Below are 20,547 nucleotides of genomic sequence, written 5' to 3'. Positions count from 1 at the left end.
ATGGACATTTGTACAGATGTTTTAATTATTGGCACTGGTGCTGCCGGACTTTACTCTGCTTTAAATTTAGATGAAAATCTAAATACCATTCTAATTACTAAAGGAAGCTTTACTCAGTGTAATTCTTATTTAGCTCAAGGTGGAATCTCTGTAGCTGTAAATGAGGAAGACATTCCTCCTTTTATTGAAGATACCATGAGAGCAGGTAATTATAAAAACCAACTTGACACTGTTGAGATACTTTGCAGAGAATCCATAGAGAATATAGATAACTTAGCTAGATTTGGTACTCCTTTCAATAGGAAGGACACTAGTCTATGTTACACAAGAGAAGGTGCTCATAGTAAACCTAGAATAGTTTACTGCAAAGATAATACCGGAAAGTACTTAGTTGATACTCTTTTAAACAAAGTTAAGAAGAAAAAAAATATCTCACTAATGGATAATTCCCAGGTAATTGATTTAATCACTGAAGGTAATTTATGTATAGGTGCAGTAATTATGCAAGGGACAAAACAAGTAAACATTTTTTGCAAATCAATTATTTTAGCTACAGGTGGTATTGGTGGATTATTTAAAAATTCTACAAATGAAAGATCTATAACTGGTGATGGATTATTTTTATCCCTAAAGCACCATATCGATTTAAAAGATCTTTCATATATTCAATTTCATCCTACAGCTTTATATAATCCATCTAACACTGGAAAAAGATTTCTAATTTCTGAGTCTTTAAGAGGTGAGGGCGGCAAGCTATATAACTATAATAAGGAACCTTTTGTTAATGAACTTCTTCCAAGAGATGTGGTAAGTAAAGCTATAAACAAAGAAATTAATATCCTAGGTATTCCCTACGTGTATTTAGATATAACTCATTTATCAGCAGAATACATCAAAAATAGATTTCCATCTATATATAAGGAATGTATGATTCAAGGTATTGATATAACTAAGAGTCCAATTCCTGTTTCTCCAGCTCAGCACTACTTCATGGGAGGAATCAAAGTAAATAAGTTTGGTGAAACGTCTATGAAAAACCTTTATGCAGTTGGAGAAACCGCTTGTACAGGCGTACATGGTAGCAATAGATTAGCTAGTAATTCTTTACTGGAAGCTTTAGTATTTTCAAAAAGAGCGGCATCTCAAATCAATACCTTTGCGCCTACTATAGATATCAGATTAAAAAAAGTACCCAAACTGGTATCACCACTTGAAGCCATTGAAGCTTATTCAAGAAAAGTCGTTATCGAAGAATTAAAAAGGAGGTCACCAGATTTAAATGATGAATTATTCAGTTATAGACAAGATAATATTAAATGCTCTAGAGGAGGATATGCCTTGGTGTGATATATCCACATCACCCATTTTAGAAGAAAACTCCAAAGGTAGTGTTAATTTAATTTGTAAGAATACAGGTATTATTGCTGGACTCTTTGTATTTAAAAGAGTGTTTGAGCTAATAGGGGAAGTTGAGGTAACCCTCTCTAAAAATGAAGGAGATAAAGTTTGCACCGGTGAAGTTATTGCTAAGCTTTCAGGCAATGCTTCAAGTCTTTTATCTGGCGAAAGAACCGCCCTCAATTTCCTTCAAAGAATGAGTGGCATTGCTACCCTAACTTCAAAATTCGTTACACAGTTAGAAGGTACTAACTCTAAGCTTTTGGATACTAGAAAGACTACTCCTGGCCTTAGAATATTAGAGAAATATGCAGTTAGTGTTGGTGGTGGTTATAATCACAGATTTAATTTATCAGATGGAATTATGCTAAAAGATAATCATATTGCAGCTGCAGGAGGAATAAAAAAAGCTATAGACTTAGTTCGAAGTAAAGGGTGCTACGGAAAGCAAATCGAAGTGGAAGTAGAAAACTTAGATATGGTAGAAGAAGCAATAGCCTCAAAGGCTGATATTATTATGCTTGACAACATGGATATAGAAACAATGAAAGAAGCAATAAAAATAATAGATAGTAGAGCAATTACAGAGTGTTCAGGTAATGTGAACTTAAATACTATCAGAGATATAGCTCTTACAGGTGTAGATTATATATCTGTAGGAGAGTTGACACATTCTGCAAAAATCTTAGATCTCTCCATGAAAAATTTCATTATAGAATAACAACCTTAAAGTATTTGGTATGTATTAAAACGAGCACTAAGATAGTGCTCGTTTTTTTAAAGTGTTATTTAATGCCTTTCAAGGAAAACGTTATTAGCTACATATTTATGAAAAAAACATTCTCCAAAACCTATTACCACTGCTGAAATTGAAGCATCTGAAAAATCTATTCTATCAATATTCCATATATAATTAAAAGCATAAATTATTAATAAAGCTAAACCTGCATCAGCAATAGTAGCTACAGTATTATTTGTTGCACGTAATATAAAAAGGTCTCCAATTATATATGCAAGAATAGTCACTGAGGCAGCTATATATAAAATATCGGTGAAATATAGGGTAGTTAACATACCAAGAACAACTTCTAAAGCAATTGCAATCATAGCAAACTTTATAAGCAAAGCGGTAATGTGTCTCATTATTTCACCTCCCTCCAACGCTTCCAAGTAAAACTATTATTCCACTGCCGAGAAAAAATATCCATTAGCTTATTTTTTAATATACCCATATTAAAAAATCTTTTATTTATAATCTACTTCAAAGGATTTTTTCTTTTATTATATACACATTCATAAGCATATGCATAAGATAGCAACTTATCTTCTGTAAATGCTGTAGCTGTAAAGGTTAATCCTACCGGTTTATTATCTTTTGTGTATCCCGCTGGTACTGTAACTGATGGATAACCAACTTTTGCTGCAATACTTACTCCACTTGTATTTAAAAAAGCTAAAGCATCTAACTCGTACTTTTTTATTATAGAATCTATTTCTCTTCCATAACTTATGCTACTTCTAAGAGCATCCTGGTACTTTTCTTCAAAATCCTTTTCCATTTCCAAACATCTTTCAAATCTCCTTTGGTCATAAGGAACTCTCTCCTTTAGATTTTCCTCATTAAATCTAACTACTTCTCGTAAGGTTTTTACCGGAGCACAGTGTCCTAAAGTTTTAAAGTATTCTTCTAAAGCCTTGGGAAATTCATATGATAGAACATCTCCATTTATTAAGTGATTCTCCTCTAGAATACTTACCTCAACTACCTTTGCTCCAAGTTTTTCCAATTCCTTTATGGTCTCTTTAAAAAACTGCTTTGTTTCCTCATCTTCATAATCATCAAAATTGCAATCCGGCACCCCAATAACTACTCCATTAAGTGAATTCACATCCAATGCCTCTAAATAGTTGGGGATACTTTTTTCCTCCAAGTTATAGGTAGTCTTATCATTACTATCTTTACCACTAATGATATTCAAGGTAATCGCTGCATCAACCACATTTCTTGTTATAGGTCCTGCAATATCCTGAGTCCAAGATATTGGGATTATACCATATCTGCTCACAAGGCCTACCGTTGGCTTTACTCCTATCACAGAATTACTAGAGGCTGGGCTTATAATTGAACCAGCAGTTTCTGTCCCTATAGCAACCTGACACAAGCATACTGCAGCAGCTACCGCTGACCCAGAACTAGAACCACCTACATCAAAATTACCATATGGATTCTTAACTTGTCCCCCTAGTGCACTGAATCCATTTGGTGATTCCTCAGAAATGAAGTTTGCAAATTCAGAAAGATTAACCTTTCCAATAATTACAGCGCCTGCTTCTATTAACTTTCCCACAATAAACGCATCATAATTTGCGTATAGATCCTTTAAAACAATAGAGCCCGCTGTAGTATGAAGGTTATAACTTTTTGTATTTATATTGTCCTTTAATAGTACAGGAATTCCATGAAGTAAGCTTCTTTTTCCTTTTATCTTTCTATAATCATCTAACTCTTCAGCTATAGCCAATGCCTCCCGATTAATCTCTAAAACTGCATTATAATCTTTATTGTACCTTTCAATTCTTTCTAAGTAATATTTTGTAAGTTCTACTGATGTTAACTTTCCTTCATCCATTAACCTTTGAATCTCAATAATATTTAAGTTTTCCATTTTACGCCCCCATAATAAACATTTTTTCTTATTCTTAAAAAACTTATCCTTAAGAAACCACTAACTCATAACAATATACTTTTTATTTACGAATCAATTCCTCTGGCTTTACCTTATTAAGGATGACTTCCTTTTCATGAACCCTATCTTAAATTCCCTATATATATTATATAAGAAAATAACAGTATATTACACGGTTATATTCATACTTAAAAGAAAGATGCCATCTACATTCAGATAGCATCTTTTAAATTTCTGTGCATAGCATTATATTAAATTTTAGCTTGTTTTTAAATTTACTATAGTTCAGTAAAAACCTTTGCTATATTGTAGGAGCCATAACTAAAACTTAACAAACACTTGAGTCATCCCTTGGTTCCCTTAAAGCTTTATAAAAATCAATAAGATAAATTTACATCATGGAAACCTATAGCTAAAACATTTAAATAGCTACTTAATATTTTATACTCTAAATCCTTGTATTAGTTCACTTAACTTTTCAGCTAATTGCGCCTGACTTTGAGCAGCTTTAGCTATTTCCTCAATAGCCACAGTGCTTTCACTTACTCCACCCATTATTCCCTCTGAGCTTGAAGCCGCTTCCTCCGTAGTCCCAGTTACGTTTTGAATTGCTAAGTTTATCTGATCAATAGTATTAGACATTTCATCAGTGGATACTGCTATTTCTTGTGCCATATTATAAAGGAATTTTGCATCCTCTTCATATTGCTCTCCAGTTTGAACAAGAGTTTCATAATCCTTCATGACATTTTTATCAATGTATTCTAAAGTTTCTTCCGCACTGCTAGAAAGCTTTTGGAATGCTGTCCTAACTTGACTTACTACCTTTTGGATGTTAGCTACAGTTTCGGAAGATTGCTCTGCTAATCTACGCACTTCTTCCGCAACTACAGCAAAACCTCTTCCATGTTCACCTGCTCTAGCAGCTTCAATAGCAGCATTTAGTGCAAGTAAATTTGTTTGTTCTGCAATAGCCCCTATTGATTCAGTCATCACAGTTATTTCTTCAACTACTTTTCCATCCTGAATTGCTTCTTTTACCTTATGAAATTTATCTTTATAAATAATTTTAGAATTTTCCCTTGAACCTACACCATTATTTTTTACATTTATTGCACGGTTTTGTATTTCCTTAGAAGATTTATATCCTTCTTGAGCCTTATTTGCAAGTTCTTGTGTAGTTGCACCAATCTCCTGCATAGATGCACTTATTTCCTCAGTTGATGAACTTACCTCTTCAGTGCCTCTTACAATTTCTGATGTCGCTTCATTTACAAATTCCATTTTTGCTGAAACCTCTTCTAAGGTTGCTGATAATTCTTCACTAGTTGAACTAACTTCTTGTGCACCAGAGTTAATCTCTTTAATTAAGTTTCTCATATTTTCCATAGCTTTGTTGATTGACGACTCCAACATACCTATTTCGTCATTGGTTGTAATTTGAAAACTTTGGGTTAAGTCTCCATCTCCAAATTCTTTAACAAATTTAATTACCTTTTTTAACCTTCTATCAATATGTGTTGCTAAATAAGTACCAACACCTACTGCAACAACTACCCCTAAAGCTATAATTATTAACATGAAATAAAGAGAGCTTGAGTAAATAGAGTTGTTTTCTGATTTTAACCTTTCACTTTCATTTAAGTTTGCTTGAATCATCTTGGTTAGGGCATTTTCCAAAAGCGTGCTTTGACCCAACAATTCAAAATCATATAGCCTTCTTGCTTCTGCATAATTATTAGCTTTAACAGCTTCAATTACCTTCTCTCTAGTTGCCCTATATTTTGTTAGCTCCGGTAAAATTTTTTCCTTGTACAGTTCCTCTTCTTCCTTTGTTTTGTTAGGTATAGCTTCTAATTCTTTTAAAAGCTTATCATTTAGGGCCACAAGGCCACCCATATCTCCTAAGTAGTCTTGTATTCTAGTTTTCTGACTTTCATCGAGAATACTAACCACATTAACTCTTACAGTCAAAATATTGTGCCTTATATATGTAACCTTTTCAACTGAAGCTAATTTACTATCTGATATTTTCTTTCCATTATTATTAACTTGCCTCATGGCTAAAGTTCCTAAAGTTCCCACTGCCCCAATAAGTAAAGTTATAATAAGAAATCCCAAAATTAACTTCATTTTAATAGATACTTTACTTAACAGCCCTTTTCCCTGTTTTTTTTCTTTAACCTTTTTCATATTTTCATTCCTTTCTAACACTGCTTAATAAACGACAAATCTACAGAGATTTACTAATCTTTAAAATTATTCACTTAATTATTCGTCGTAATTTGTCAAATCTTTATATATTTCGGATGTTTTTTTATTAAGTAAGTTTAATTGTTCTTTGTTTTGTATTCAAAAATTAATTATATAATAAAATATTGCAAACCAAACTTATATTAATTTAAAAATACAAAAAACATACTAGAAAAATTCCAGTATGTTACTTTAGAAAATAATTTATCTTATTCTTTAAGATATCTTCTTCCTTATGAAGCTATATTTTTTAACGAATCCACATTTATACAAAGCAGATTTATAATTTCAGCCTTAGCTTCATCATAATATTTAAAGGTTTTTAATGCATTTTCTTTATCATGATACACTTTCCAATATCCACATATTAGACATTCCTTATGAGGATTTGTAATAAATTCCTTAACATCTTCAAGAGGGAACCCTAAAAATATCCCAAGTTCATGTGGACACACGAATTTACTGTATCTCACTTTTAAGGTGTCCAAATTTTTTTCTAAGCTTGAATAAGGATTATATCCTAAATCAATCAAAAAATTTGCATTGTAGGGCTCCTGAATTTTTTCCAATAGAAGTTCTTCATTGTAAAATAGAATTACAGTTGCTTTATCTGTTTTCTTTAACTCAAAAGCACAAACATCTAGTTTTTTTATAACTGTCTGCCCATATTCCTCCCATAAACTTGACATATTTCTATGATTGTCACATAAGGTTACAGTGGTTGCAGCCTTCAGTTTTTTTAAGGTTGGTGCTATATTATATGCAATAATGCTTATCATATAATCTATATCACTTAAAAGATTTAAACTTTCTCTAAAACTTTTTGCTGCCAATTTCACTATAAACACTCCCTATAAATTAATATATACCTTATGCTTTAAAGTTAAAGTTGAACATAACCATTTATAAATTATCATAACTATTGAAAGTAAAATCTATTTAGAGATTTAGATTTAACAGCTACATTTATATTTCACATTTTATCGAGAAATTTTTTTCCCTAATTCTATACACTCTTCTTTTTTATCTTCATCTGGCTCATAGTTTGCTATTACACAATCCGAATAGATTTGTGATCCATAACTAAACATTCTTTCTTCCCAGTCTCTCATCCATTGTCCATCTCCCCATCCATAAGATCCAAATAAGACAACTTTCTTATTTTTTATACTCTGTTTTATATCCTCTATGAATGGTTCCATTTCCGATTCTTCTAAAATCTCATCTCCCATGGATGGGCATCCTAGCGCAACAACCGCTGATTGTTCTATATCTAGAACAGTTGCTTCCCCAACCTCTTTTAATGTTACCTCTGCACCTTCACTTCTTGCTCCTTCTGCAATAAGTTCTGCCATAATTTTTGTATTTCCTGTACCACTCCAATAGATTATAGCTACTTTGCTCATATTTAACACTCCTTCGTAATTGATATTGATTATCATTGTCATTAATTAAATTATATTCATATCTTTGCTAATTGTCAACAAAATTTCCCACTTGCTTTGAGATTTTTTTATCAACATAGCCAAACTACCAACACAGACAGAATATAAAAATAACTCTTTATGTGAAGCTCCACATAAAGAGTTATTTTTTATTTTCATTTAATTTTTATTAGAATAATATTCATAAAAACCTATTACTAATAATCTTGTTTATAACTTAAGCATCTCCGCCTTTTCTCCTATTGAGTAAATATAAAGTTTGTGCAATGGTCTTGTCATAGCTACATATAGTAGCTTTACATCCAAAGGTTCTGTTGTGTAATTGGTACTACTTCCGTTAGCAATAATTACAACATCAAATTCAAGTCCTTTAACTAAATAGCTTGGTATTAATACCACCCCACCTAAATACTGACTTTCACTACCTTTGATTATTCCTGGACTCATTCCAACTTTTTTTAATTGAAATCTTAGTTCTTTGCATTCATCTATGGTTTTGCAAATTATAGCTACAGATTTATACCCCTCACTTAACACTGAACGAATCCTATCCGCAGCGTCTCTTGCTACTTCTGCAAAGGTACCCTTTTCCATAATTAAGACAGGTTCTCCATGCCTAATTACGGGCTTAGGGTTAGGAAAATTAGGGTCCTTCAAGAAATTTATAACCTTACTTGCAGCATCCATAATTTCAATAGTGGTTCTGTAACTTTGCTCTAAAGTAAGCATTTGAAAATTATTTTCTCCAAAAACCTTTCTTGAAACCTGATTCCAATCAGTTATTCCTCTATAGGAGTAAATTCCTTGGCATAAATCTCCTAAAATCGTAAAAGAATTTCCTCCAATCAATTTTTTAAGCACAAATAGTTGAAATTCACTAAAATCTTGTGCCTCATCTATTACCACATGTCTTACTGAAAACTTTTCATCAAGGCCCTGTATTTGTTCTTTAATATACATTAAAGGAGCCAAGTCTTCTACTTCTATAATATTATCAACTATATTCTTAAGAATTTCACTTCTTAACTCTTTAGCCAAACTTTCATCAATGTATTGTAAAACAAAACCATTAAATAACTCTTTATCTTCAAAAAAGTTTCTATAATAATCTATTGGACTTAAGATTTTAAATTTATTTAAGTATTCTCTTACTATAGTTTTAGACTTTCTTCTTATTTTCTCAACAAGGGCATCTCTAGTATCCGCAATTTCTATAATAATTTTTCTTCTTTTATCGCAGTCTTTCATACGGTCTTTAACATCTTCAATTTTTTCATCATATAGTTTAATTACTTCCTCAATAATAGGCTCTCTGTTTTTTCTTAAGGTATTAACTAAAGTTTTTTTCATCTCATTTATACGTTTTGCCATAGGTAAATGTCTATACTCTTTCAAAAACATTTCCCTTAATCTTTCATATTTTATTAAAGTAAAATTTTCTATACTGAAATCTCCCATTGGTACAAGGTTATCTTCTATGCCTTTAATATAGTTATCTATGGCTTCTTTAAAATCTAAAGAAGACTTAAAGGTTGAACTTGATTTTATTAAATAATTTTTCTGATTGTATTCTCTATTACTGTTATTATTTATTAAAAAAGAAAGCTTTTCATTGGGATTTTTTAACTTGAGTTTTTTTCCTAGGATGCTCATTGCAAAATCTTCAAAAGTGGTCTGTAAAACATTTTCTACTCCTAAATCAGGGAGTACTTCTGAAATGTAGCTTAGAAAGAATCTGTTAGGTGCAATTATCATGAAGTTTTTGGGGTGTAAAGTATTTTCATAATTATAAAGAAGGTATGCAATTCTATGAAGAGCTATGGTAGTTTTTCCACCTCCTGCAGCCCCCTGAACCACCAATGGTTTCCACATATCGGCTCGTATGACTTTATTTTGTTCTGCTTGGATAGTTGAAACTATGTCTTTCAACCTATTATCCTTACTTGATCCTAAAGCAGCTTGAAGGAAATCGTCATTAGTGGTTATATCTATATCATAAATTTCTTGCAGTTCAGCTTTTTCTATGGTGTATTGTCTTTTCAGTTTTATCTCGCCCTTTATCTCACCGTCAGCACTTTCATAACATGCCTCACCTAGCCTTCCCTCATAATAAAGGGTTGCAACAGGCGCTCGCCAATCAATTATAATGAGTTCTTGATCACTATCTCTCATCAAGGATACTTTTCCAATATATAAATCTTGCTTATTTTGTGTTCCTTCTTCTACAAAATCTACTCTTGCAAAGTAAGGTTTTGAAAGACTTTTATCAAGGTTTTTTAGTTTCTGAGATAAGGACTCATTAATATTTTTATTTATTACAAGTTCATTGAACTGCTCAGCATTATCTGAATTATAGTGACTTAAACCATATTCAACTTCCTTATCTATTCTTAGTTTTTCTCTGAACACATTGTCATTATAATTTTTTAAATATTCAAGGGTATAATCCAACCTTTCTAATTCACTATGGTATTCTGGATGACTATTTGCAGACATTTTAACACCTCAATTCTTCTAAGGAAGTTAATATTATTTTATTTTTTAACTTCCATATTCTTCTGCCAACTACTTAATTTTACAATAAGTAGTAAGAAATATAAAACTTCTAATAGTTCCATATCATGTCTGCTCATACTAAGTCATAAGGAAATTTTAAGAAAGGTTTGCTTTTCATTTATTTTCTAACTTTTACTTGACAACATGATAATTTTCCTTTATGATATTAATATAAGGTATTAGTAAAGTTAAGATAATGAACTATACCCAAAAACGACTAGTTATAGTTGTTTTATTTTTTTGCCTTTAAAACAACATATATTTATCTCGCAACAAACTTAAAAGAGTACTGTTTTTATATAAAATCTAAAAACCTCACAGTTAAGTCTTTATATCACTGTTATTAAATTTAAAAATTATAAATAATAAAAAGTCATATAAAATAGTTTAAAACTACTTTATATGACTTTTCTTAAGATTATTTTTAAAATATAAATTCAGCTTATTAACTATAAGAAGGTACAAGCTTCACTATTTTTATTTACTCATATACTGTTCTATATTTGCATTTTCATCTAATCGTCCTTCAATCACCGGCTTCTTAGCTGTCCTAATAGTTGTTATGCCTGGTCCATGTCCATCTTTTAGGCAAGAATAGACTGTTCAACTACTAAATATCTATAATTTGTATCAGTAGTTATAGAATAAAAAAGATAACTCACAATAATTTAAGCACTCTGCTTGTACTGTTTTTTGAAATGAATCAGAGTGTAATACTTAACCCATAAGTACCAAAATAAAAAGTAGGCATTCTTATTAATCCTACTTTTTACCTAAACTACCTATATTAATACTAAATATTTTCTATGCTTACTACTTCGTAGCCTACCTCTTCAATAGCAGCTTTTATAGCCTCATCTGATATGTCACCCTCAACAGTTGCTGTTTTTGAAGCTAAGTCAACATTAACATTAGTTAATCCTAACTCTTGTAAAGCCTCTGTTGCGTGTTTAACACAGTGTCCACAGCTCATTCCTTCAATTACTAATTTTTTTGACATTTAAATCGCCTCCATATAAAATAAGTTTATTTGATTTTAGGATACCCCTCAAATCCGTGCTAATATACTATTAAATTATGAAGTATATCCAACTACACCTACACCCTCAGGGGGTGTCTATATAATTATAATACTCTTTCTATTTAAATAAGTCAATGAAAGATGCTTTTATTTTCAAAGTTCTACTTTTTCCTACTCTAATCACAATCATGCAATATGAAATAAAAGCACTGTATCATAACAAATTCTTATGGATTATGACACAGTGCTTTACACTTACATTTATTCTCTTTTAAACTTTTTAAGGTATTCCCCTGCAGATCTATTCATTTCTAGTGAAAAATCAGACATATATTTACGATTGCATAATGCTTTTGTATCTTCACTAACATTTCGCTCTATGGATCCAGCTTTTCTGTTTCTTTCTTGATGCATTTCTGTGTGCTCTTCTTTTGTCAGCCTAAGATATTTATTTTCATAAACTATATACTTTTCATCAAAACGTACAGGTTTTTTCCTATTCTTCTGAGCCTCAGTTGGGTATCCATAAACCACCATAGCTGCAGGTAAAACATAATCTGGTAAGTCTAATAATTCTCTAATAGTTTCACAGTTCTCAATAATATCTCCAATGTAACATGAGCCAATCCCTAATGATTCCGCAGCTACCACCGTATTTTGAGCAGCTATAATGGCATCAGCACAGGCAAGAAGAATATCCCCCTCCCCTGGTGTCCTTGGATTACATTCCTCTCCAACAAAGCCATCATACCATCTTTGATAGTCAGCAAGAAATATCAGTACTAATGGAGCTTTAGCAATAAAAGGTTGGTTGTCACACTCTACTGCAAGCCTCTCTTTTAACTCATGATCCGTTACGTCAATTATGCTATAAAGCATCATATTTCCAGCAGTTGGGGCCTCAATAGCCGCTTTTATTATTTCACCTTTTACTTCTGCTGTAATTTCCCTATCTTCATATACTCTCACAGATTTTCTTTCCTTTATTTGCATTAAAACCTCATTCATAATACAACCCCCTAATTTTAATTTTACATATGTTAACATTCCAATCTAAAGCTCATATACCTATGTATTTCTAATTATATCAGCTTTGTTTTCAAAATTCACTAAATAAGCTATGAAAGATACCCAAATTTTCCCCTTAATATATCTGCTGTTATTTATATAACCCCACGGAACAAACTTAGAAATAAAAAAGGTTGAAGCCTATGAACTAGGAATCTTCAACCTTTTACATTAATATTATGTTCTATTTAAGTAATTCTACCATTGTTCCATTTTTTAAACCAGCAGCATTACCTTCTTCTATGTCTACGTGCATTTCAAGAGCATAATCTTTATGAACTCTAACTAAAACGTTCTCAAATATTAAACCTCTCTTGCCTTCTACTCTAACACTAACTTCTTCTTTATCTGCAACACCAAATTTCTCTGCATCTGAAGTGTGCATATGAATGTGTCTAGCAGCTGCAATAATGCCTTTTTCTATTACAACTTCACCCTTTGGTCCAACGATTTTTGATCCTGGACTATCTATTAAGTCTCCTGAATCCCTAACTGGTGGGTTTACTCCTAATACAAAGCCATCAGCTAAAGAAACTTCAATTTGAGTTTCTTTTCTAACTGGTCCAAGAATTCTTACTCCTTTTAAAGTTCCTTTTACACCTACAACATCAACTTTTTCTTCAGCAGCATATTGACCTGGTTGAGATAAGTCTTTAAATTTCTTTAATTCATAACCTTCTCCAAATAATATGTCTAAGTGCTCTTGACTTAAGTGAATGTGCTTGTTTGATAGTCCTACAGGTACCATTTTCTTTTCCATTACTTTTTCCTCCCTTGGTTAAAATACACATATATTATAATCCCTTTATCAAAGTAAATCAAATTTTCAAGGCAAAATTCTTTAACATTAGGATATATTTTATTTTAACCTAGAAATCATGTGTTTTATTCTTTAATAAAATTTATAAAATCGTAGTATATAAGTTGCAATATTACTTTTGATTACAAATAATTTTAAGCAAATTATATTAAAAATATACAAACTAGCATTAGAAATGCTTGTGCAATATATTTATTACATTCTATATATTTAATTAATAATATATATCTTAGTTAAGCTTGTACATTTATCAATAGGATTTACTTATGTTAACTTACATTAAGATAAATAGCTATAACTTCTAATTGCATAAATATGTGATTCTTTATATTTCTCACAAGATTCAAATGTTCACTTATATTCAGCACTTACATCTATTATAGTTTAAAATTAAAAGCTCTCAATAATGAAAGCTTTTAATCATGAAAAATGTTTATTTAAGAAACTACTTTTAATACTATAAACAAACGTGTTATTTTTCTTTACTCCAATCAATATAAACCACTGGTTTTATTAAATCTTTTGGTTTATCCCTCATAACATAGAAAGCTTCTTCAATTTTATTAAAACCATAGAATCTATGGGTAACCATTTTTCCTGGTTGAATACGTCCATAACGAATCATATCTAAAAGACGTTCAATACGAACCCGACCGCCATCGCAAAGGTCTCCACGAATGGTTTTTCCTGACATTCCTAAGCCATAGGCTGCAGCCGGTATTGGTAAGTATTCTGTTCCTGTAAAATAGTTTATATTTGCTATATTTCCACCACCAAAACGTGTCATTGCAATTGCTAAAGCAAAAGTCTCTGCATTTCCGCCTGCAATAATAGTAGCGTCTGTTCCTCTACCATTTGTTAATTCTAAAACTTGCTTAGCAATATTTCCTTCTTTATAACTTATAATATCTGTAGCTCCATATTGTTTTGCTAGAGCTACACAATCTGGGCGAGTCCCAACAGCAAAAATACGAGCTGCACCACGTAGCTTAGCTCCTGCTATTGCCATAAGTCCAACTGGTCCTATACCAATAACACAAACAATGTCTCCAAATTTAATATCTGCCAACTCTGCTCCTGTAAAGCCTGTAGTAACCATATCTACAGTCATTAACGCATCATCAATCGATACATCCTCTGGTAATATTGCTAAGTTATTGTCAGCATCATTTACCATAAAGAATTCTGCAAAAACCCCATCCCTTGAACCCGATAACATAAAGCTAGAAAACGGACCTTCTGGATGTTTAAAGTTATGCTCCTGTATTCCACGAGCTCTCCAATCAGGAGTCCCAGCTGGCACAACAACTTTATCTCCTATTTTAAAATCCCTTACTAATTCACCAACTTCAACTATTTCACCAATTGCCTCATGACCTAAAACAAATCCTGCTGGTTTTGCAGCTCCACCTTCAAATGCAGTATGTACATCTGATGAACAAGGAGCAATAGCTATAGGACGAAGAATTGCATCATAAGGTCCTGCTGTAGGCTTCTCCTTTTCAATCCACTGAACTTTATTTGGTTCCATTAAAGCTAATACTTTCATGTTGTAACCTTCTTTCAAAATTTTTCTTATATAACCATATTATAGTGGATTGATAATTTTTTATCAATATGTACTGTTATGAATTTTGTGAATTTTTTAAATAATTTTTGCTTTTTTGAACTTTTTTAATGCTTTTTATAATTATATTGAAAATATCATATGTTTTAAAACATGAATAATTTGATGAATTTCAACTTCTATTTATTTGTGGAAGTTTCATATTTTCTTTTTTATAAAAAATATATACTAAATATTATGGTTAATTATAAATAATACTATAGTATATGGCTAGCTTAAAATTTTAAATATAATTAGCAGTTATCTCATTTATCTTCAAAATCATAATTATGTTATTTGCATTACTAGTCAATGTTCTTTTGACAAAAGCTACTGAGAAATTATGGGAGCTTTAATAAAATCATTATCTATTACTATTCTATAAAAGCATAAATTTACTTTGCCCAAAAGATAATACGCAATCATTGTATTAATTAATGATTACGTATTATGATTTATAATCTTAACTTTTCATAAGCTTTTATTTTGAACAAAGGATGTATAAATAATCTAATTTATAAGTTTTCTCTTTAACTGTTAACTTCTAAATCTTTTTGGCTCTTCTTTAATTAGTTCTTCAAATACTTCAGCAGGATCTTTAACTTTACTTAGTAAAATCATTGCAGCAATTATATACGGCTTATAGCTAGCTTCTTTGTATAGTGGATCTCTATAACGATTAAATACAGTGGATTCTACTTCACCATTCTCGCAGCTTATCCCTGAAATATCTGCTGGTAAACAGTGTAGATAAAGAGCTTTTCCTTCCTTTGTTGTTGCCATTAACTCCTCTGTGCACTCCCAATCCTTAAAGTTTGCATTTTGAGCTAATAATTCCTTTTCAAGAGCCTTAATGCCTTCAAAATCTCCATTTCCATAAAGCTCCGTTCTCTTTTCCATAGCTGCAAATGGTGCCCAACTCTTTGGATAAACTATATCTGCCTCCTTAAAAGCTTCTGCCATAGAGTTTGTTTTCTTAAAGCTACCACCAGTTTTTTCTGCATTTTTTATAGCAATTTCTTCTACCTCTGGCATAACTTCATACCCCTCTGGATGAGCAAGAACTACTTCCATCCCAAAACGTGTCATTAATCCAATTACTCCCTGGGGTACAGAAAGTGGTTTCCCATAACTTGGAGAATAAGCCCAAGTCATAGCAATTTTTTTGCCCTTTAAATTTTCTACACCACCAAAGTAATTAATTATATGAAGCATATCAGCCATGCTTTGAGTTGGATGATCAATATCACACTGCAAGTTCACCAAGGTTGGTCTTTGTTCTAAAACCCCTGCCTCATTACCTTCTCTCACTGCTTTACTTACTTCTCTCATATAAGTATTTCCTTTGCCGATGTACATATCATCACGAATTCCTATAACATCTGCCATAAAAGAAATCATATTAGCAGTTTCCCTAACAGTTTCACCATGGGCTATTTGAGACTTTCCTTCATCTAAATCCTGAACCTCTAATCCTAAAAGATTAGCTGCACTTGCAAAACTGAAACGTGTTCTTGTAGAATTGTCTCTGAAAAGAGATATAGCTAGTCCACTATCAAACAGCTTAGTAGACACATTGCTTTCTCTTAAATCTCTTAATATATCTGCAACTTTAAACACCGCAGCAATTTCGTCATCAGACTTCTCCCAAGTTAATAAAAAATCCTCATTATACATTTTTGAAAATTCTAGTCCCTTTAACTCTTCTAATAATTTTTTTGCTTTTTCCATTAACTCTTAAACCCCCACACTATATTTGTTAATGTCTTGTTAAAAACTTTTCCCCATAAAGTTATTAATTTTTATTTTGCAATCCATTATATTGCAGCTGATTATGTCAAAACACGTTTCTTCTTAGTGAAATGTTTACACGTTAAATTCTATGCTTGGACATTTAAAATTATTTCTATATTTATAGTGTTTTACAGATTTATTCAAGGCTTTTATAATAAATTATAAAACAAAATCTCTATAAATTACTTAATCCACCTTAGGAGAAGAGTTATAATTTATAATATAATCTATAAATTAGTGTAGAAGATATTTTTACAAATTTTTATAGTTCAATTGAAAACAACTGGTTACTATTCAAAAATAGTTCAATTGAATTCAAACAAAATTTTATTTATCATGCTTAATTACAACTACTTTTTTTAATGAATAAGAATTAAATTACTTCAACCTTATTCATTCTAGCTATGGTCAAAATTACAAATAGTATACTTACAAAAATAAGAACAATCACAGCGCTACCTACATCCTCGAAGGTCATAAGATTTGCTTTTTCTACCAGCTTATACGGTATAAACTGTCCAATTCCCTTTAATTTAGCAGCACCCATACATATAAAGTTTAATATAAGTGCTATAAACCCAGCAGCAATGCCTTTCTTCACAAAACTGCTTAATAGTATAACTAAAGAAATATTAAACAAATAATACAACGATATCAGTGTTGCTGACTTCATAACTCCTAAAAACCTAAGCATATCTCCCGTGAATAAAACTCCAATATAATAGTATACAATAATAAATCCTATAAAAGTAACCGTACTTACTGCTAAAGAGTAATGAACCACCTTTGCGAGTACTATTCCAACTGGTCTGCTTCCTCTTGAATATGGAAATACTAGTTTTTGCTCCTTTATTTCCTCACTAAGTGTACCTCCTAGCGTAAATAAGACAAATAGATTCCCTATATTGATAAGATCTTTTATATAATTAGCTAAAGCAGAAGCTGGAGTTATATTAAATAATTGACTTATATCTCCTGGAATTTGATTTTTTAAAATACTAGGTAGTAGTTTTAGCATAAGGGGGTCCACAATAGCAAATATTATTATTCCAATCCCTAGGGTTAAATACTTATATTGCCTTATGGATTCCATTATCTCTTTCTTAAAGTAAGATTTAAAGGTCATCATCATTATTCACCAACCTTATAAATATATCTTCTAAATCACTTTTTCTCAGATTATAAGAAACTACTGGATTATTTTCCTTTGCAATTATTCCAAGAAGTTCCTGTTTAGCCTTAATAATATCATGCACATATATATTAGCTTTATTATCTTTTACTACTGTCTTCTCAATCCATGGGATTGACTTTAGATTACTCTCCAATTCCCTAATATTTTCTTCAAATTCTATATCAAAAATGGGTTGAATATATTTATTCTTTAAGTTATCTAGCTTATCTGATACTAAAATTTTACCCTGATTTAATATACTAACTTCATCGCATACTCTTTCTATATCACTTAATATATGAGTTGAAAAGAACACTGTAGTTTCTGACTTTTTTAATCCTTCTATGAAGTCTAATACCTCCATTCTACCCTCTGGATCTAAAGCAGATGTAGGTTCATCTAAAAATACAAGTTCCGGATTATTAAAAAGTGCTGCAGCAAGTCCAAGTCTTTGTTTCATCCCACCTGAGTAACCACCTATTCTTCTTTTTGCTGAATCAGTGAGTTTCACAATATGAAGTATCTCCTCTATTCTAGCTTTTATTTTCCTATTTTCTAGTCCTCCTAATTTTCCTATAAAAGTTAAATACTCTACAGCAGTCATATACCCATAAAATACAGGACTTTGTGGTAAATATCCAACTTTCTTTAAAAGTTGTCTTTTATTTTTTTCAAAACTTTGCCCATTTAAATATATATCTCCACCATTAAAACCTATTAATCCAGAAAGAATATTCATTGTTGTTGTCTTTCCCGCCCCATTGGGTCCAAGAAAGCCGTATATACTCCCTCTTTTAACTTCGAAGGATATTCCATCTAAAACTTGAAAGTTTCCATATTTCTTTGTTAGATTTTCCACTCTAAGCATACTAATCACGCTCTCTTCCAATTATCAAATACATAATTGGTCCAATTAAATTTATAAATAATATAACAAGAGCCCAACCCCATTTAGGAAGATACCTTACCTTATCCTTAACCAATCTAAACAAAGTAAACACCACAAGGCCAAGTTGTATTATTATCAATGGAGCCAACAACTTAATTATTTCTAGGTTTGACATGCCTTCAAAAATACTCATAACTTCTTCCTCCTATAATTCATTACACTAATTAAACTTCTGAAAACAATAAAAAGTTCAATTTTTTAAGGCATTTTTTAAAATTTAATACAACCATCCTAGATTATATTTTATTGTTGCAATTCATAACTCTAATAACAATATAAGGGAATTTATTATAGTAACATAAAAATCTCTTAGTTAATCATAAGGAGGACTACATATGTGTTACTTTATATGTATTTCTATTATAAAAAAAGACAAAATTGTAACCTGATTTTTGTAACTATTTTATTAGAAATTTAATATTATAAACTGTGAATATTATGAAAGGATACTAATTATGTATTATAACAACATTAATAAATCTGAAAAACAGTATAGTCGCTCTGATAACATGAATAGCAACACTAATAATAGTAACACTAATAATAGTAACACTGAAGTTACAAATCCCATGAATAACTCCAATAATACAACTATAGATAATGAGTCTTCCTCAAACGGTAACACAGGGCAAGCTCAAGAAAATATGTCTTTTGTAAAGATATTGCATGCATCACCTGGCGCACCAGCTGTTGATATATACATTGACGATAAAATTTCAGTAGAGGATTTAGCTTTCTCTGAAGCAACAGAATACTTACCTCTTTTAGCTGGGACTTATAATATTAAAGTGTATGCCGCTGGCACAACAGATAATCCAGTTATTAACACAAATGTAGAGTTACCTGGCGGAACAAGGTTTACAGTAGCTGCTATTGGCAATCTTGATGATATTAGACTACTCCCAATCCCTGAAGATATTAAGCCTTCTAAAATGCAAGGTGCTTTTATAAGAGTAGCTCACTTGTCTCCAGATGCTCCAGCAGTGGACGTAACTCTTCCAAATGGAACAGTAGTTTTTCAAGATGTTGAATTTGGCGAAGTAACAGATTATGTAAATATTCCAAGGGGGGTTTATACCCTCCAAATAAGACCAACTGGAAGCAATGCAGTTGTAATGACCATATCTAATGTAGAGATTATGCCTAATTTCTACTATACTTTCTATGTGTTAGGTCAGTTAGAAGGCGACCCTTCCTTACAAGTACTTGCTACAGTAAACAGAACCCCTGGAATATTAACCACTAACTTTAATGAGGAACTGTATCCACTGAACTATGAAATTACAACACCAACTACCACTGCTATGAATAGATCACCTAAAAATATGAGTAAAGCTATGGATGATTTTTGTGATAAGTACGATGAGATTTATGCTGATTTAGAAAAACATGGACTAGATAGAAGGATAGCTAAATACCTAGTTAGTTTAATTCTTGATTATGTAAACAATAACCATAATAGGTATAAAGGTACTATAAGAAGAAAAGCTAATATGGCTGGCAGAGATCTTACTCTTTTATATCCATGGATTTTTGATATTATGTCGGCACTAGAAATTCCAAATAAAAAAATTGTTGATATAACTATTATTATAATTTCCTTTGGATTTGATAAGGCATCTGAAAATAAATAACAAGTCCAAGATGTGAAGGATATTTTGTGATAGACAAGGAAGCAGAACCCGCAGATAGTGTGGCTATCTAAGGGTTCTGTTGACGCAGCATAGCACAAAATAGACGAGCAGATTGACTTATTTATTTTTTGAAGATGCCTAA

At 31.4% G+C, this 20,547-nt stretch carries 17 protein-coding genes and 1 pseudogene; 3 read left to right on the top strand and 15 right to left on the bottom strand.

What is annotated here, in order from left to right; all coding sequences use genetic code 11:
• Both J2Z44_RS03370 and nadC read left to right on the top strand, forming a co-directional pair.
• Positions 1-1,347: an L-aspartate oxidase gene (locus J2Z44_RS03370; protein WP_021284327.1), complete on the top strand. Its 1,347-nt coding sequence runs from the start codon at positions 1-3 to the stop codon at positions 1,345-1,347.
• The gene (gene nadC, locus J2Z44_RS03365; protein ID WP_031271710.1) at positions 1,283-2,119 is read left to right on the top strand and encodes a carboxylating nicotinate-nucleotide diphosphorylase; all 837 of its coding nucleotides are present in this window, start codon (positions 1,283-1,285) and stop codon (positions 2,117-2,119) included. The genes J2Z44_RS03370 and nadC overlap by 65 nt, the downstream gene beginning before the upstream one ends.
• A gap of 68 nt (positions 2,120-2,187) precedes the next feature.
• Here the strand turns inward: nadC and J2Z44_RS03360 are convergent, their stop codons facing one another.
• The 15 genes and pseudogenes from J2Z44_RS03360 to J2Z44_RS03290 form a co-directional block, all read right to left on the bottom strand.
• Positions 2,188-2,541, bottom strand: a complete 354-nt coding sequence (locus J2Z44_RS03360; protein ID WP_021284329.1) for a DUF2512 family protein — start codon at positions 2,539-2,541, stop codon at positions 2,188-2,190.
• A gap of 113 nt (positions 2,542-2,654) precedes the next feature.
• Positions 2,655-4,064, bottom strand: coding sequence for an amidase family protein (locus J2Z44_RS03355; protein ID WP_021284330.1), 1,410 nt, complete (start codon positions 4,062-4,064; stop codon positions 2,655-2,657).
• Positions 4,065-4,526: 462 nt separating this feature from the next.
• Positions 4,527-6,278: a methyl-accepting chemotaxis protein gene (locus tag J2Z44_RS03350; protein ID WP_021284331.1), complete on the bottom strand. Its 1,752-nt coding sequence runs from the start codon at positions 6,276-6,278 to the stop codon at positions 4,527-4,529.
• 293 nt (positions 6,279-6,571) lie between these two features.
• Positions 6,572-7,177: a DUF3793 family protein gene (locus J2Z44_RS03345; RefSeq protein ID WP_021284332.1), complete on the bottom strand. Its 606-nt coding sequence runs from the start codon at positions 7,175-7,177 to the stop codon at positions 6,572-6,574.
• Between the two features lie 141 nt (positions 7,178-7,318).
• Positions 7,319-7,744 carry a flavodoxin gene (locus J2Z44_RS03340; protein ID WP_209649338.1) on the bottom strand — a complete coding sequence of 142 codons (426 nt, stop codon included), beginning with the start codon at positions 7,742-7,744 and terminating at the stop codon, positions 7,319-7,321.
• A 249-nt stretch (positions 7,745-7,993) separates the two neighbouring features.
• Complete coding sequence (helD, locus tag J2Z44_RS03335) at positions 7,994-10,279, bottom strand: RNA polymerase recycling motor HelD (RefSeq protein WP_209649337.1); 2,286 nt, start codon at positions 10,277-10,279, stop codon at positions 7,994-7,996.
• Between the two features lie 537 nt (positions 10,280-10,816).
• Positions 10,817-10,921 (bottom strand): annotated as a pseudogene (locus tag J2Z44_RS21755) (DUF4438 family protein); the annotation flags it as partial.
• 211 nt (positions 10,922-11,132) lie between these two features.
• The gene (locus J2Z44_RS03325) at positions 11,133-11,339 is read right to left on the bottom strand and encodes a heavy-metal-associated domain-containing protein (RefSeq protein ID WP_021285600.1); all 207 of its coding nucleotides are present in this window, start codon (positions 11,337-11,339) and stop codon (positions 11,133-11,135) included.
• Positions 11,340-11,621: 282 nt separating this feature from the next.
• A complete protein-coding gene (locus tag J2Z44_RS03320; protein ID WP_209649336.1) occupies positions 11,622-12,368 on the bottom strand; it encodes a nitroreductase family protein in 747 nt (248 codons plus the stop codon).
• Positions 12,369-12,612: 244 nt separating this feature from the next.
• Positions 12,613-13,188 (bottom strand): phosphate propanoyltransferase, encoded by a 576-nt coding sequence (pduL, locus tag J2Z44_RS03315; protein ID WP_021285598.1) that lies wholly within the window; start codon positions 13,186-13,188, stop codon positions 12,613-12,615.
• Positions 13,189-13,720: 532 nt separating this feature from the next.
• Positions 13,721-14,797 (bottom strand): zinc-binding dehydrogenase, encoded by a 1,077-nt coding sequence (locus tag J2Z44_RS03310; protein ID WP_021285597.1) that lies wholly within the window; start codon positions 14,795-14,797, stop codon positions 13,721-13,723.
• Positions 14,798-15,391: 594 nt separating this feature from the next.
• Positions 15,392-16,585 (bottom strand): knotted carbamoyltransferase YgeW, encoded by a 1,194-nt coding sequence (gene ygeW, locus J2Z44_RS03305; RefSeq protein ID WP_021285596.1) that lies wholly within the window; start codon positions 16,583-16,585, stop codon positions 15,392-15,394.
• 436 nt (positions 16,586-17,021) lie between these two features.
• On the bottom strand, positions 17,022-17,780 hold the full coding sequence (locus tag J2Z44_RS03300) for an ABC transporter permease (RefSeq protein ID WP_152513309.1): 759 nt from the start codon (positions 17,778-17,780) through the stop codon (positions 17,022-17,024).
• Positions 17,764-18,690 carry an ABC transporter ATP-binding protein gene (locus J2Z44_RS03295; RefSeq protein ID WP_031272056.1) on the bottom strand — a complete coding sequence of 309 codons (927 nt, stop codon included), beginning with the start codon at positions 18,688-18,690 and terminating at the stop codon, positions 17,764-17,766. The genes J2Z44_RS03300 and J2Z44_RS03295 overlap by 17 nt, the downstream gene beginning before the upstream one ends.
• 1 nt (position 18,691) lies before the next feature.
• Positions 18,692-18,904 carry a PLD nuclease N-terminal domain-containing protein gene (locus tag J2Z44_RS03290; protein WP_021285593.1) on the bottom strand — a complete coding sequence of 71 codons (213 nt, stop codon included), beginning with the start codon at positions 18,902-18,904 and terminating at the stop codon, positions 18,692-18,694.
• Between the two features lie 322 nt (positions 18,905-19,226).
• Between J2Z44_RS03290 and J2Z44_RS03285 the strand changes: the two genes are divergently transcribed.
• On the top strand, positions 19,227-20,405 hold the full coding sequence (locus J2Z44_RS03285; protein WP_021285592.1) for a DUF4397 domain-containing protein: 1,179 nt from the start codon (positions 19,227-19,229) through the stop codon (positions 20,403-20,405).
• Positions 20,406-20,547: the final 142 nt, after the last annotated feature.

The organism is Clostridium punense, assembly GCF_017874425.1.
Lineage (GTDB): Bacteria > Bacillota > Clostridia > Clostridiales > Clostridiaceae > Clostridium_J > Clostridium_J punense.
The sequence above is the reverse complement of the archived record's forward strand: the minus strand, read 5'-3'. Positions and strand labels throughout refer to the sequence as shown.

Coding starts and splice junctions, on each gene's coding strand:
- nadC (WP_031271710.1), top strand. CDS start 1,283: ATGAATTATTCAGTTATAGACAAGATAATATTAAATGCTCTAGAGGAG.
- pduL (WP_021285598.1), bottom strand. CDS start 13,188: ATGGAAAAGAAAATGGTACCTGTAGGACTATCAAACAAGCACATTCAC.
- J2Z44_RS03350 (WP_021284331.1), bottom strand. CDS start 6,278: ATGAAAAAGGTTAAAGAAAAAAAACAGGGAAAAGGGCTGTTAAGTAAA.
- J2Z44_RS03285 (WP_021285592.1), top strand. CDS start 19,227: ATGTATTATAACAACATTAATAAATCTGAAAAACAGTATAGTCGCTCT.
- J2Z44_RS03295 (WP_031272056.1), bottom strand. CDS start 18,690: ATGCTTAGAGTGGAAAATCTAACAAAGAAATATGGAAACTTTCAAGTT.
- helD (WP_209649337.1), bottom strand. CDS start 10,279: ATGTCTGCAAATAGTCATCCAGAATACCATAGTGAATTAGAAAGGTTG.
- J2Z44_RS03360 (WP_021284329.1), bottom strand. CDS start 2,541: ATGAGACACATTACCGCTTTGCTTATAAAGTTTGCTATGATTGCAATT.
- J2Z44_RS03290 (WP_021285593.1), bottom strand. CDS start 18,904: ATGAGTATTTTTGAAGGCATGTCAAACCTAGAAATAATTAAGTTGTTG.
- J2Z44_RS03325 (WP_021285600.1), bottom strand. CDS start 11,339: ATGTCAAAAAAATTAGTAATTGAAGGAATGAGCTGTGGACACTGTGTT.
- J2Z44_RS03340 (WP_209649338.1), bottom strand. CDS start 7,744: ATGAGCAAAGTAGCTATAATCTATTGGAGTGGTACAGGAAATACAAAA.
- J2Z44_RS03310 (WP_021285597.1), bottom strand. CDS start 14,797: ATGAAAGTATTAGCTTTAATGGAACCAAATAAAGTTCAGTGGATTGAA.
- J2Z44_RS03370 (WP_021284327.1), top strand. CDS start 1: ATGGACATTTGTACAGATGTTTTAATTATTGGCACTGGTGCTGCCGGA.
- J2Z44_RS03355 (WP_021284330.1), bottom strand. CDS start 4,064: ATGGAAAACTTAAATATTATTGAGATTCAAAGGTTAATGGATGAAGGA.
- ygeW (WP_021285596.1), bottom strand. CDS start 16,585: ATGGAAAAAGCAAAAAAATTATTAGAAGAGTTAAAGGGACTAGAATTT.
- J2Z44_RS03300 (WP_152513309.1), bottom strand. CDS start 17,780: ATGATGATGACCTTTAAATCTTACTTTAAGAAAGAGATAATGGAATCC.
- J2Z44_RS03320 (WP_209649336.1), bottom strand. CDS start 12,368: ATGAATGAGGTTTTAATGCAAATAAAGGAAAGAAAATCTGTGAGAGTA.